We start from the raw sequence: 12,836 nt of genomic DNA, 5'->3' as shown, positions 1-12,836 counted from the left end.
ACCTATTCCTTTCCACTAAACCAAAAACTATGAGAAGGTTAATTCCAAAACTCCTGTTTGCATTTTTTGTATTTACTTTCATTGTTATTGGGTGTAAAAAAAATGATCGGATGACGATCCCTGAAACACCCGAATTACCCCAGTCAGATGCTGGATTTCTGAATGCCCGCCTTAAATCCTTTATTAAAGAAATCGCTCCTGTCTTATCAAAAAAGGAGGCTCGACTAAGAATCCGACAAATGGCTAGTAACAAATTCGATGGGGAATATGAAGTGTTGATCAAGGACATTTTTGCAGATCCTGTTATAGCGTCTATGTCATCCCCCGAGTCAAGTAATCAACTCCATTTGGATATTTTTGCCCGGGCTGGTGATTATTATTACCCCCAGATTTACATCCCTCGTTTACAATACCAAGAAGACAATACCACCCAAACATATGCAGTTGTTCCAGGGTTTGATAGTGTTTCAATAGATGAGGATCCGATTATGATATTTTACACAGGTGATGCTGAGGTAGACGAAGGCAGCCCTGATGATGTTTATCCTGGTTACAAGTTGGAAAATGGTGAACTAGTTTTTGTTAGCAATATAGACGAAGAATACGCTAATGAAAATGAAGTTTGGGTAGTTTCAATAAATGAAGCAGTAAATGTAATGGGTAGAATGCCTATTCCCTGCGAATTAGACCCTTGTGCTCCCGGGTGCCCCCCCGTAACAGATGAAACGCCTTGTGGCGGTGGAGGCGGTGGCGGTGGTGGTGGAGGCGGTACGGGCGGTGGCGGCACCGGTGGTGGCCCCGATGATGATCCAACGGATGCTCCAACTGCCAGAGTAGATTTTCCTGAATTCAACCACAATAAAATTAACTTTAAGATCGAAAACATGAGAGTGGCTGACCCCAAGGAATCCTGGGTTGCCGGCGCCGCAGAGGTTTCAATCAGGGCCAAGCTTGTATGCCACAATGGAAGAAGAGAGGGAATTCCTGGTGCCGAGAAAATGGAATACTCCTCAGATCAATACAGCAACTACTTAGGGAAGCTTATTCAAAAGGTAAAAAGAAAAAAAATCAAAAATGTTGACTTGCTAACGGTCAATTACTCCATGCAAACCAATTGGCAAAATGAAGTACCTTCTATAGATCCTGTCCATTTTATATATGTAATATTTGAAAGGGATACCTGGCCGGCAAAATTGAACCAGGATATTAGATACTCTCTCGATAGTCCTATAAGTTTTGAACCAAATCCCGGGTCATTTAATTTGTATTATCGATCAGCAGAGAAAAATTATGCTGATTGGCACTGGCCCTATGCGCGGTATTATTTTACCAACACATTATGGTTAGCCTCTGCAACCACGTATGCAGGATCGGGATATGTTACAAACGAAGACATTACCTTTAACACGGTACTATATTAATGACCTTTAATCCGATCATATTTTACAACCAAGGTAAAGGGGGCAGGGCTGCCTCCTTTACCTTGATTCGTGCTATAGGGCTTATTCTTTTACTTCACCTGCTCCTCTCTCCAATAATACTACTTGGCCAAAACTCAAGGTTTATCTTTAGAGGAGGGGTCAATTACCGGTTTTTTCCTATTGATATTGAAAATGTGCCAAGAGGGGGATATTCAAGCAATGGGCTGCCAAAAAATGAGAAATTTTGGAAAACGTTATCTGTTCAGGGTGAGGTAGGAACAGGTATTTCCACCCATTGGAATTTGAATATTCAGGTTGCAGCCAGATATAATCACTTACATTGGTTGCAGGGCGAAAACCTTACCACCCAATCACCGGATAGAAGGCCTGAGAAAAAAAATCTGAAAATGGATTTGGTGCTGTTGATCGAGCGACAATTTCCTCTCAAAAAAAATACTGAACATGCCCTATTTACAGCCTTTGGTCTGGGTCTGACAAATATTAATACCAGGTATTCTGTTTATTTACAGGACACAATCGCTTCCGGACCCACCCAGGGTAAATTATATGAAGGTGAATTCACCCATTTTGGTCCATTTTTCAGAGTGGGATATCAATATAAAAGCATTCGCATTTCATTTGATACAAATTTTATAGAAGGACCAGATCGAACTAATCTCACAGCGATTTGGATGGGCGTAGGCATAGTAAAAGAAATACGATCCAGAAAAGAATGGAAAACTAAATATCAAATTGAAACCCACTCAGGTTTTTAAAATGTCCATTCATTCGGATTTTCTCCTTCAAATTCTCCATCTCCGCCACCATCGGTATCACTTTGGCCAAATGTCGTTTGAGGTACTCCTGTCGGTGTAACTCATCTGTAAGACCCAATATCTCATATTCCTCTTTCAGCGAAAGCCCAATATGATGCGCTACATCGTAGGTCTTCAACTCCTCATCTGATTTGGGGAAATCCTTATTGACATTCAGCAAACGGTGCAATTCGCGAATGCCCACCATCACTTTCCGCATCAGATCTATATTTCCCTGATCACTATTATCGGGATAATTGACAATGGCACCGCTGTATAATTTATCCGGAACCGATTTGATCACTTCCAGGATACGAAATACCTGAAGACCCCTGGTCTTGATATCCATCTCCCCGTTCTCATAGGCCTTTGATAGTTCTGTGATCTCCACCAGGGTGCCATAATCCTGCATATGATTATCCACCACAGCCGGAATACCAAATGGTTTCTTTTGTTCAAAACACTCACTGATAAGCTGTTTATACCTCGGTTCAAAAATGTGCAGGTTCAGCGGCTCACCAGGATATACTACAAGGCCAAGGGGGAATATGGGGATGAAGTTGGTCATTTGAGTTGCTAATTTACAAAAGTTGAGAGAGTTAGTGGGGGGGGATGGATGACAGAGGACAGATGACAGATGACGGAGGGAGGATGTTGGATGTTGGATGTTGGATGTTGGATGACGGATGACAGAGAGAAGATGTTGGATAATAGAGGGCGGAGGGCGGCTGTGCGAGAACAGAGGTCTCGCACAGCAAGCCTCCATTATCCAACATCCAACATCCATCATCCAACATCTTCCCTCCGTCATCCGTCCTCTGTCAACTGTCATCCAACATCCTCCCTCCGCCCCCTACAAATGATGTATATACGACTTCGCCCCCTGCTCTACAAACTGCTCCTGGGTAAAAAATTGTGGTTCGGTGATAAATGCATTGATCTCGCCCTTCATGATCAAATAGGCCAGTAAAGGGTCGGCATTAAACACAACAGGGGTCTGTGCCTGAATAAGTTTTTTGCAGGCAGCAGGCGTTACCGCATAGGCATGGGTGAGGTCATGGCTGCCCGCCCGTAACAGGCGAGGCGAAAAAGGTCTTGGCAAAGCATTTCGCACCATGGCCGGTTTCATCCGGATCAACCCCACATAACTCAATCCCAAATAAAATTGATGTTTGCGTCGGAGCTTAGGTGTTACCGGATAATTTTTTCCAAATCCAAGATACATCAACTCCCAATCTGCTGGCAGTTGAGAAAGCGCCTCCGGCAAATGAGAAAGGTGCTGATACAAGGGCACAATATCATCCTCAAAGATCAATACACGCTGATGTCCTTCGTCAAGAATTTTTTTGTACAATAACCTATGCGAAAGCGAACAGGCAATATGCCCGATCAACATGCCCTTTCCATAGCGGTCTAATTGACGTGCCTTCTTATCATCATAAAGTTGTTCCATCGCAATACGCTCTTCGGTAAGCGCATTCTTATCCACGCCATAAAAAAATTCAAAGTTCAAGCCCTCGAGTCTTTGCAGGATCCGCTTCTGTCTTTCTTTGGCGCGCTCCAGGGTTATGACATAGATCCTGTCAAACTGAGATTCCAGTGTTTGGATAATGTTGATTGGTAATTGCACGGTGTTAAGCCTATAATAAATTTACTGATTCTGTCCGGATCTCAATTTCGCAAGCTCCAGGTACTTCCTTCGGGTGTACCAGGCTGTGATCATCGCGATCTGGTAGCCGGTTGCCCCATCCAAAAATCCTCGTTTAAAAATATAGTCACGTATAAAGGTAAAAACCGGTGACAGATACAATTTTATCCAGGTTGGTTTTTTCCCTTGTTCAAAATATTTATGGGCACTCATGCGGGCATAACCCTCCACTTTTTTCCGGTATTCGGTGGTGCTTTCGGTGGTGCGATGGAGAACGGCTCCGGTTAATTTCCCTATGGCAATTCCGGCCGGGATCAACAATTGTTCATGCACGGCTGCATCGTTCCATTTCACCTCCCCGCGATGAAAAAGCCGGATATGGTGATCGGAACCCCAATCACCATACCGTAACCATTGATCACCGACATAGTTTTTAAAGCGCAGGTAATAAACGACCCCTCTTTTTTCATAATCAAGTTGCTTCAGGCTATTAAAGAGATCGTCATCAATAGCCTCATCAGCATCCAGGCTCAGTATCCAGTCATACTTTGCCAGGCTATTGGCTTTGTTCTTGGTGGAACCAAATCCAAGCCAATCCCCTTCTACCACCCGCGCTCCAGCATCACGGGCCAGGGTTGGCGAATTATCGGTACTGCCGTTATCATACACCAACACATCATCAGTAAGGCCCTGCAGGGAATGAAGTGTCCTTTCCAGCACATTTTTATTATTCCTACAAATGATAACAACCGATAGCGGAGCCATGCAGCGAAAATAGACATTTCCGTTGGGGGATGGAGGTTGGATGTTGGATGTTGGATGAAAGGGTCCAAGGTCGGGAGTCCGGAGTCCAGCTCCATTACGTCTCTAATCCAACAACCAACATCCAGCATCCAACATCCGTGGTGAATCCAAAATTCCTGATTAGCTTTGCCTCACTTTATGTGGACCAAACTCGCTGCTCATATCCAGGAAGGAGACACAAAATCGCTCGCCAGAGCTATTACGCTGGTAGAAAATGAGTTTGAAGGTTACGAAACCTTCCTTCAATCCCTTCCCCCTTCCCGAGTACCCGTCATAGGCATCACCGGCCCTCCCGGTGCCGGCAAAAGCACCCTCACCGACGCCTTGATTGGCGAGCTGACCCGCAGGGGCAAAAGAGTAGCGATCCTTTGTGTGGACCCTTCCTCTCCTTTTAACCTTGGTGCCTTATTGGGCGACCGTATCCGTATGAGCGAGTGGTATGACCATCCTTCTGTTTTTATCCGTTCCCTTGCCAGCCGGGGTTCTTTGGGCGGTTTACACCCCCAGATCATCGAGATCACCGACCTGCTCAAATCCGCTCCATTTGATTATATTATTGTGGAAACCGTAGGTGTGGGTCAAAGTGAAATTGAGATCGCCGGCCTGGCCGATATTACCGTAGTAGTAGTGGTGCCTGAGGCGGGAGATGAAGTACAAACCATGAAAGCCGGTTTGATGGAGATCGCCGATCTCTTTGTGGTCAATAAAGCCGACCGTCCCGGGGCAGATATTTTTGTCAAAAACCTCCGTTTAATGGCCAGTCCGGGACAGGGAGATCCACATGCAGAGATCCCGGTTATAAAAACAGTGGCTACGCAACGCGAAGGAACGGCTGAGCTGGCAGAAAAAATTGAAGCCCATTTGATACATACCAAAGAAAATGACCGCCAATACTGGCTGCTTGCCGAAAGAGCTTTTCACCTCATTCAGAAAAAAAGAATGAAGGATATAAACAAGGCCTTATTAAAAGAAAAAATCCGTGAACAAGTAAACACCGGGCAATTTCAATTGTATTCCTTTATCAAAAACTACTAAGCATGGAGCTGATCCCCAATGAAGGTTTTCCTGTTTGCCATAAAAAAGAACCGGCCCTCCTGAAATGCGAGCCGGGTAAAGTATATTCCTGGTGTACCTGTGGCCTGAGCGAAAAACAACCCCTTTGCGATGGGCAACACAAGAAGATCGATGGCATGCCCTATAGAAGCATCAAGATACAATTTGAAGAACCTACGGAAGTATGGTTATGCCAATGCAAACAGACAAAGACTCCCCCTTATTGCGATGGCACACATCGTAGTTTGTAGGATTCACTGCAGAGAACAAGAGTTTGGATGTAGGATGACAGATGACTGTTGACAGATGACAGATGACAGAAGTAATATGGTGGGACTCCGGTATTCCTCCCGATGCTTCGGAACCCTGACTCAGTCATCCGTCATCAGTCATCAGTCATCTGTCAACAGTCATCTGTCATCCAATCTCCCGTTCTCCACGGTGAATCTAAAAATCGCAGCCAATCGGTGCACCCGGAGGAATCGCTTCATGCCGCGTAGGTTTGGCTTTTTCAGGAGCCTTCATACGTTCCAGGGCTAATTGTAAATGCGCTTTGTAAGCACCCGTTGCCCCAGCCATTTTAGTTTTGATAAAAGAAGTCAACTCCGTCAATGATTGCTGCACCATGGCCTGCGCCGGAAATGACAATTCCTCCGAAATACTTAAGGACAATAAATAGGTCAGCACCACCTGCTCCGTTTGTTGTTGTATCAATCCTTCCAGACCGGTACGGCGTGTAGCCTTCCAGGTCTTTTCCAGAATTAGGCGAAGCGTTTCGGTTAAACTTAATTGACCGGCTATTCCTTCCTGCTCGGCGAGTCGGTTGATTCGTTCAGGGTGATACAAAAAGGAGAATAGAAAATCAGCCGCTGTTTCGGCCGGACTTAATAGATCAAAGGCCAATCCGGTCTTCTTTTTGAATAATTCGCGCCCCATATCATATCCGGAAGGCCGTGGCGGTATTAAACTGGCAATGGCATCGGGGATCTTCAACAAAGCAGGGTCGATCGTTTCAAGTGTCGCCAGCAAAGCTTCGAGTTGGGTAGCACGGGGTAAAGGGCGTAAAGGAATTTGGCCATCTCCGCGAAGGGCATAAGAATAGTGCATCCCTCCCACAAGTTTGGTTGCTGCTTCCAATTGATACCGATGAAAGAAATATACCGGCACCAGTACATCTTCCAAACTGGCAAGGGGTGTACCCGGACGAATATTCTTTTCGCCAAATTGCTCCAGCGCTTTCTTACGCACTTTCATTACCTCCTTTAATTCCACCACAGCACTTTTTCCATTGTCCCATAAATGTGCATCGGGGTGCAGGCCTCCGGGAGCTCGTGCATCACGATCGGTGATGAAGGTGGAGCCATTGGCAATGGCGTTGGTAAGCATATCCTGTTGCGCCTGGCCTTCATTGGTTCCGGCAGGATATTGCCCATACCCCCAGCGAATGGCCAGTTTATCCCATTCTCCGATCTTGTCATCGTAAGCATTTTTCATATCGATCTCTCCTTTTTCATTCAATCGTACCAGTGGATGGGGATAGTCCATCACACTCGCCCGGTCATTCACACTCGAAGAATAATTGTGCATCAGGCCAATCGTATGTCCCACTTCATGCGCCGATAACTGACGCAAGCGGGCCAGGGCCATTTTCATCATCTTGTCGTCGGCAGGAACACCTTGTTCATAAGGAGCCAGCAAACCTGTAGCGATCAGGTAATCCTGGCGAACCCGTAAAGAGCCCAGGGTAACCTGTCCTTTGATGATCTCCCCGGTACGCGGGTCAACCACCGAAGCGCCATAACTCCACCCTCTGGTAGAACGGTGTACCCAATTGATCATGTTATACCGAATATCCATGGGGTCTGCACTATCGGGCAGCATTTTAACCTGAAAAGCATTGATAAATCCGGCGGCCTCAAATGCCTGGTTCCACCAGGCTGCGCCATCCAGCAGCGCCGACCGTATAGGTTCGGGGGTGCCATTATCAAGATAATATACGATCGGTTCAACTGCCTCACTTCTTGCAGCATTAGGATCCTTTTTTTCCAACCGGTGCCGGATAATGAATTTCTTCTCGATCGGTTCCGAAACGGGCGTACTGTAATCAAAATAGGAAATGGGAATAAATCCCGAACGTGGATCAAATGCCCGTGGCGTATAGCCAGGATCAGGTAATTGCACAAAGGAATGATGCATACGTACGGTGATCGCCTCATCCGAGGGGCTAACCGACCTTAAGTAACCCCCGGCAGACCCATCACTGCTGGAAAAACTGATCGTGGTTTCCACTTCTGTATTCAGGGGGAAATTGCGGATGCGTTCGGGAAAAAAAGCAGAGCGTGTTTTGTCAAACGTGAAGTTTCCCTGTTGCATTCTCCTTAGCCGGGTCGCCACCAGCATGGCATCACGCAGTAAAAAATCAGTGGCATCTACCAGCCAGCGGTCACCGGTTTGTGCTTCAACAGTAAATCCCCATAGCACCGACTGGGCAAATGATTGCTCCACAGCCGTTTTCTCCCGTGGATCATTGGAGAGTGCCCGGTAATCGAAATTGGGTTGAACAGCCAGTATTTTCCGACCGGTTTTCTTAAAGCGTAACACATGTGTGCCACCCAACAATCCCCGGTCAAGTCCGATATCGTTGGAACCAAGTCCGGCCGGAAGAGAAAGCTGGTAAAGAAAATCCTGATCAAGTCGCGATATTTCCAACCAGAACTTACCAGTGTTCTCATCCCAATAAAAAGGAACAAACCCATCTTTACGTTCGAGGCCTTTGGTCTTTTCTTCAATGGTCGGCAGGGCTTGGGAATACAATATCCCGGATATGAGAATGAGCAAAAGGAGCAGGAGTGGGCGCATGCAGGTAGATTTTGGTTGATACCAAATCTATTTCATTATGGAGAAATAAAAAATTGGTTTCTCGCAGCGAACGCAAGGTTTAAAGCGAGCGCTACGGCCTTACTATTTTCGAATGAAGTTCAGTCGCCGCGTTCGCTTAATTCTTTGCGCACGCTGCGAGAAACCCACAAATCCTACTGCTTTTTCTTCCATTGGTAAAAAACCACCCCGATGATCGTAAGGGGCAAGGCGGCCAGGTAGAGGATACCGGCATTTAAACCCTTGGCAGGTTCTTCGCCCAATTGCTGGGCAGTACGGGTACAAACGGAACACTGCGCCCAGGTGCTCAGCGATAAAAGGAGAAAAGTAAATGATATAATCAACCTTCTAAGCATATCACAATTTACATTATTCTCTCTAGCGTTCTATAGCCTCCTGGCGTCATGGCAGTAAAGCTTTTACCGCTATGACGCCAGAGAGCTATGATTATAGAGCTTCGGCTCCGAGTTTCTTGGCTTGTTTCTTTCTTTCTTCCTCGTTGAGCACCGCTTTCCGCATCCGGATGAAATTGGGTGTCACCTCAATACACTCATCGCCCTGAATATACTCCATACACTCTTCCAGGGTCATCTGCCGCTTTGGAGGTATGCTCACGGTACCATCGCTGCCACTCGCGCGCATATTCGTCAATTTCTTTCCTTCATTGGGATTAACAACCAGATCGCCTGGTTTGTTGTTTTCACCGATGATCATTCCCGCATATACATCTTCTCCCGGGTCGACAAAAAAGAACCCGCGGTCTTGTAATTTATCGATGGAATAGGCGGTGGTGGATCCTGGCTCTTTGGCGATCAGTACGCCGTTGTTCCGGCCAGGGATGGGTCCTTTCCAGGGTTTGTATTCACTAAACCGGTGGTTCATTACGGCTTCACCGGCTGTGTTGGTCAGCATATTGGTACGCAGACCGATCAGTCCACGCGATGGGATATCAAATTCCAGGTGTTGCATTTCGCCCTTGGTTTCCATCACGTGCATTTCGCCCTTGCGACGGGTTACCAGGTCGATTACCTTACTGGCGAATTCCTGGGGTACATCCACGACCAGGGTTTCATAAGGCTCACATTTCTTACCATCAATGGTCTTTACCAATACCTGTGGTTGACCCACGGTCAGTTCATATCCTTCCCGGCGCATGGTTTCCACAAGTACACCCAGGTGGAGGATACCGCGTCCATACACCAGAAAACTATCGGCACTGTCGGTGTCTTCCACCCGCAGGGCCAGGTTCTTTTCCGTTTCTTTCAGCAATCGGTCGCGAAGGTGACGGCTGGTAACAAATTTTCCATCCTTACCAAAGAAAGGTGAGTTGTTGATGGAAAAGGTCATGCTCATCGTGGGCTCATCCACACTGATAACGGGCAGGGCTTCGGGGTTTTCAAAATCGGCAATGGTATCACCAATATTGAAATCTTCCAGTCCTACTACCGCACAGAGGTCACCCGCCAACACTTCTGATACTTTTTTCTTACCCATTCCTTCAAACACATACAATTCCTTCACACGTGACTTCTTGATCTTACCATCCGCCTGCATCAGGCAGATCGGTTGATTTTCCCGGATAGAGCCCCGGTTTACTTTACCAATGGCGATACGTCCAAGGAAAGAAGAATAATCCAACGAAGTAATCTGCATTTGCAGGTTTCCTTCATTGACAGTTGGTTGCGGTACATGTTGCAGGATACCATCCAGCAAGGGATCGATTCCTTCAATTTGGGTCAACGAGTCGTTGAACCAACCATTCTTTCCAGAGCCGTAATAGGTTGGGAAATTCAGTTGTTCCTCGGTGGCATCCAGGTTGAAGAAGAGCTCAAAAATGGCATCATGTACTTCATCGGGACGACAGTTTGGTTTGTCTACCTTATTGATCACAACGATCGGGTGCAGACTCAGTTGCAAGGCTTTTTGCAACACAAACCGTGTTTGTGGCATGGGTCCTTCAAAGGCATCCACGAGCAGGATTACCCCATCGGCCATTTTGAGCACCCTTTCCACTTCCCCGCCAAAGTCGGCGTGGCCAGGGGTGTCGATCACATTGATCTTGACTCCTTTATATAATACGGCGGCGTTTTTGCTAAAAATGGTGATCCCGCGTTCACGCTCCAGGTCATTGCTGTCCATGATCAGATCACCGGTTTCCTGGTTGTCCCGGAACACCTTAGTGGCATGTAAGATCTTGTCTACCAGGGTAGTTTTACCGTGGTCAACGTGGGCAATGATGGCTATGTTTCTGATTTCCATACTCCTCAAAAATTGAAGCCGCAAAGGTACGCTAATTAAGCGGGGGGGGCAAATTATTAATTATTAATAATTGATTATTAACTCTTAGTTGGTGACCCGGAATCGATTAGCAATAATTAATTTTATTAAAATAGTGCTTATGCGATTCCTCAAATTCCTGGGCATCCTGATCATACTCTTTATTGTTGTGTATTTTTTTGGACCCCATCCCAACTCACCTAAACTAGCTGTTACCCTTCCGGAATTGCCACAGCAGCCAGCAGAACTGGAGGGTTTTATCCGCAGCCAGGAGGCCGCTCACCGTTTGCGCCCGGATAATGAGGCACGCATAGTCTGGTTTAACGATAGTACCCGGGAGATGACCGAATATGCCGTGGTCTATCTTCATGGTTTTTCCGCTTCGCAGGAAGAGGGTGATCCTGTCCATCTGAATTTTGCCAAAAAATTTGGTTGTAACCTCTACCTGTCACGGTTAGCCGAACATGGCATCGATACCAGTGAGCAACTCCTGAATATGACTGCCGATAATTTGTGGGAGTCGGCCAAACAGGCCTATGCCATCGGAAAACGCCTGGGGAAAAAAGTGATCCTCATGTCAACCTCCACGGGTGGAACCCTGGCATTGAAACTCGCCGCCGAATACCCGGAAATACACAGCCTGCTCCTGCTTTCCCCGAATATCGAGATCAATGATCCCAATGCCTGGTTGCTGAATAATCACTGGGGATTACAGATAGCCAGGGTAGTTCAGGGCAAATACAATGTACCCAAGGATACCACCCGCCTGTACAAACAATACTGGAATACCCCCTATCGCATGGAAGCCGCCGTGCAATTGGAAGAATTGCTGGAAACAACCATGAAGAAATCAACCTTTGAGCGTGTCAAACAACCCACCCTCTTACTCTACTATTTCAAGGATGACGACCATCAGGATGATGTGGTAAAAGTATCTGCTATGAAAAGGATGTTTCGACAGCTGAGTACACCCGATAGTTTGAAAAAGGCCGTTCCCATACCCGGCGCGGGTGATCATGTCATAGGTTCCTACATCAAATCAAAGGATGTGGCAGCAGTGGAAAGGGAGTGTGAGAGGTTTGCGCGGGAGGTTTTGGGGATGTGAAGCGAGGGACGTGAGGCGTGGGGCGTGAGATGTGAGGTGTGAGGCGTGAGATGTGAATAGTGAATAGTGAATAGTGAATGGTGACCGATTTATACATAAGTCCAACTTTTCACGATTCTTGTCTCACGCCTCACGCCTCACGCCTCACGATTCACGCCTCACGTCTCACGCCTCACAACCAGTCGTTCACTACATGCTCTTCGCCATCGTTCCCGCCTCATACATCTGTTTCAGATTGTAATCGGTGGCCATTTTCTTATGGTTAACGACGTCAATGATCGTTCCAATGAGGCAAAGACCGCTGGTCAGCAGATAAAGTATTCCCATACCGATCTGGCCGATCACAAAGCGTTGAATACCGGCGATACCCAGAAACCCGATACAGGCCATAATGAGGATCTCTTGTGGTTTCTTTCTTTTGCCGCTGTACAGCATAATGAAATTCTGTCGCTGGCTATCGGTCATGTCTTTGGTCAATTCTTTAATTCCCATCATCTCTTCAGGTTGAAGATCAGGGATGGTCATAAGCAGGTTTTGAGGAAGTCCTTCCATGGAGGTTATTTTTTAAGAGTGTAATGATACGGAAAATAATAATTCCAAGGGCGGGAATTCCCAACCAGTGGTAATACCAGCTGGATGACCAGTCCAAATGCATGGCGCAGTGGATACTGCGGCCAATTCCACAACCCGGGCAATGCTCAAAACCAAGTAAACGGAAAAAGCAAAGAGTGAAGTGCTCCCCACCCGAAATGTCGAGAAAGAACAGGTAGGTCAGTCCGACTACCCAGGCGATCAATTCAAAATTTTTCTTTATCAGGTTGAACATATGCACCATG

General features: G+C 46.6%; 13 protein-coding genes. 5 read left to right on the top strand and 8 right to left on the bottom strand.

What is annotated here, in order from left to right; translation table 11 throughout:
• Positions 1 to 29: 29 nt before the first annotated feature.
• Together J0M30_03425 and J0M30_03420 are read left to right on the top strand one after the other, a co-directional pair.
• Positions 30 to 1,421 carry a hypothetical protein gene (locus J0M30_03425; GenBank protein MBN8666527.1) on the top strand — a complete coding sequence of 464 codons (1,392 nt, stop codon included), beginning with the start codon at positions 30 to 32 and terminating at the stop codon, positions 1,419 to 1,421.
• On the top strand, positions 1,421 to 2,197 hold the full coding sequence (locus J0M30_03420) for a hypothetical protein (GenBank protein ID MBN8666526.1): 777 nt from the start codon (positions 1,421 to 1,423) through the stop codon (positions 2,195 to 2,197). Before J0M30_03425 ends, J0M30_03420 begins: the two co-directional genes overlap by 1 nt.
• Here J0M30_03420 and J0M30_03415 read toward each other — a convergent pair.
• The 3 genes from J0M30_03415 to J0M30_03405 form a co-directional block, all read right to left on the bottom strand.
• On the bottom strand, positions 2,163 to 2,804 hold the full coding sequence (locus J0M30_03415; protein ID MBN8666525.1) for an LON peptidase substrate-binding domain-containing protein: 642 nt from the start codon (positions 2,802 to 2,804) through the stop codon (positions 2,163 to 2,165). The genes J0M30_03420 and J0M30_03415 overlap by 35 nt on opposite strands.
• Before the next feature lie 285 nt (positions 2,805 to 3,089).
• On the bottom strand, positions 3,090 to 3,866 hold the full coding sequence (locus J0M30_03410; protein MBN8666524.1) for a glycosyltransferase family 25 protein: 777 nt from the start codon (positions 3,864 to 3,866) through the stop codon (positions 3,090 to 3,092).
• Between the two features lie 21 nt (positions 3,867 to 3,887).
• Positions 3,888 to 4,649: a glycosyltransferase family 2 protein gene (locus J0M30_03405; GenBank protein MBN8666523.1), complete on the bottom strand. Its 762-nt coding sequence runs from the start codon at positions 4,647 to 4,649 to the stop codon at positions 3,888 to 3,890.
• Positions 4,650 to 4,826: 177 nt separating this feature from the next.
• Between J0M30_03405 and meaB the strand changes: the two genes are divergently transcribed.
• A complete protein-coding gene (meaB, locus tag J0M30_03400) occupies positions 4,827 to 5,723 on the top strand; it encodes a methylmalonyl Co-A mutase-associated GTPase MeaB (GenBank protein MBN8666522.1) in 897 nt (298 codons plus the stop codon).
• Positions 5,724 to 5,725: 2 nt separating this feature from the next.
• Positions 5,726 to 5,992, top strand: coding sequence for a CDGSH iron-sulfur domain-containing protein (locus tag J0M30_03395; protein MBN8666521.1), 267 nt, complete (start codon positions 5,726 to 5,728; stop codon positions 5,990 to 5,992).
• Between the two features lie 196 nt (positions 5,993 to 6,188).
• Here J0M30_03395 and J0M30_03390 read toward each other — a convergent pair whose 3' ends face one another.
• From J0M30_03390 to typA, 3 genes are all read right to left on the bottom strand, one after another.
• Complete coding sequence (locus tag J0M30_03390; GenBank protein ID MBN8666520.1) at positions 6,189 to 8,600, bottom strand: zinc-dependent metalloprotease; 2,412 nt, start codon at positions 8,598 to 8,600, stop codon at positions 6,189 to 6,191.
• Positions 8,601 to 8,773: 173 nt separating this feature from the next.
• Positions 8,774 to 8,974, bottom strand: coding sequence for a hypothetical protein (locus J0M30_03385; protein MBN8666519.1), 201 nt, complete (start codon positions 8,972 to 8,974; stop codon positions 8,774 to 8,776).
• 91 nt (positions 8,975 to 9,065) lie between these two features.
• The gene (gene typA / locus J0M30_03380) at positions 9,066 to 10,877 is read right to left on the bottom strand and encodes a translational GTPase TypA (GenBank protein ID MBN8666518.1); all 1,812 of its coding nucleotides are present in this window, start codon (positions 10,875 to 10,877) and stop codon (positions 9,066 to 9,068) included.
• Positions 10,878 to 11,016: 139 nt separating this feature from the next.
• Between typA and J0M30_03375 the strand changes: the two genes are divergently transcribed.
• Positions 11,017 to 12,000: an alpha/beta hydrolase gene (locus J0M30_03375; protein MBN8666517.1), complete on the top strand. Its 984-nt coding sequence runs from the start codon at positions 11,017 to 11,019 to the stop codon at positions 11,998 to 12,000.
• Positions 12,001 to 12,189: 189 nt separating this feature from the next.
• Here the strand turns inward: J0M30_03375 and J0M30_03370 are convergent, their stop codons facing one another.
• Both J0M30_03370 and J0M30_03365 read right to left on the bottom strand, forming a co-directional pair.
• Positions 12,190 to 12,552 (bottom strand): TM2 domain-containing protein, encoded by a 363-nt coding sequence (locus tag J0M30_03370; protein MBN8666516.1) that lies wholly within the window; start codon positions 12,550 to 12,552, stop codon positions 12,190 to 12,192.
• Entirely contained in the window at positions 12,512 to 12,826 is a 315-nt protein-coding gene (locus tag J0M30_03365) for a DUF2752 domain-containing protein (protein MBN8666515.1), read from the bottom strand. The genes J0M30_03370 and J0M30_03365 overlap by 41 nt, the downstream gene beginning before the upstream one ends.
• Positions 12,827 to 12,836: the final 10 nt, after the last annotated feature.

The organism is Chitinophagales bacterium, from assembly GCA_017303415.1.
GTDB lineage: Bacteria > Bacteroidota > Bacteroidia > Chitinophagales > Chitinophagaceae > SpSt-398.
The sequence above is the reverse complement of the archived record's forward strand: the minus strand, read 5'-3'. Positions and strand labels throughout refer to the sequence as shown.

What these genes read in the sequence shown, in the direction of transcription:
- J0M30_03425 (MBN8666527.1), top strand. Translation starts at nt 30, where the DNA reads ATGAGAAGGTTAATTCCAAAACTCCTGTTTGCATTTTTTGTATTTACT.
- J0M30_03420 (MBN8666526.1), top strand. Translation starts at nt 1,421, where the DNA reads ATGACCTTTAATCCGATCATATTTTACAACCAAGGTAAAGGGGGCAGG.
- J0M30_03415 (MBN8666525.1), bottom strand. Translation starts at nt 2,804, where the DNA reads ATGACCAACTTCATCCCCATATTCCCCCTTGGCCTTGTAGTATATCCT.
- J0M30_03405 (MBN8666523.1), bottom strand. Translation starts at nt 4,649, where the DNA reads ATGGCTCCGCTATCGGTTGTTATCATTTGTAGGAATAATAAAAATGTG.
- meaB (MBN8666522.1), top strand. Translation starts at nt 4,827, where the DNA reads ATGTGGACCAAACTCGCTGCTCATATCCAGGAAGGAGACACAAAATCG.
- J0M30_03395 (MBN8666521.1), top strand. Translation starts at nt 5,726, where the DNA reads ATGGAGCTGATCCCCAATGAAGGTTTTCCTGTTTGCCATAAAAAAGAA.
- J0M30_03390 (MBN8666520.1), bottom strand. Translation starts at nt 8,600, where the DNA reads ATGCGCCCACTCCTGCTCCTTTTGCTCATTCTCATATCCGGGATATTG.
- J0M30_03385 (MBN8666519.1), bottom strand. Translation starts at nt 8,974, where the DNA reads ATGCTTAGAAGGTTGATTATATCATTTACTTTTCTCCTTTTATCGCTG.
- typA (MBN8666518.1), bottom strand. Translation starts at nt 10,877, where the DNA reads ATGGAAATCAGAAACATAGCCATCATTGCCCACGTTGACCACGGTAAA.
- J0M30_03375 (MBN8666517.1), top strand. Translation starts at nt 11,017, where the DNA reads ATGCGATTCCTCAAATTCCTGGGCATCCTGATCATACTCTTTATTGTT.
- J0M30_03370 (MBN8666516.1), bottom strand. Translation starts at nt 12,552, where the DNA reads ATGGAAGGACTTCCTCAAAACCTGCTTATGACCATCCCTGATCTTCAA.
- J0M30_03365 (MBN8666515.1), bottom strand. Translation starts at nt 12,826, where the DNA reads ATGTTCAACCTGATAAAGAAAAATTTTGAATTGATCGCCTGGGTAGTC.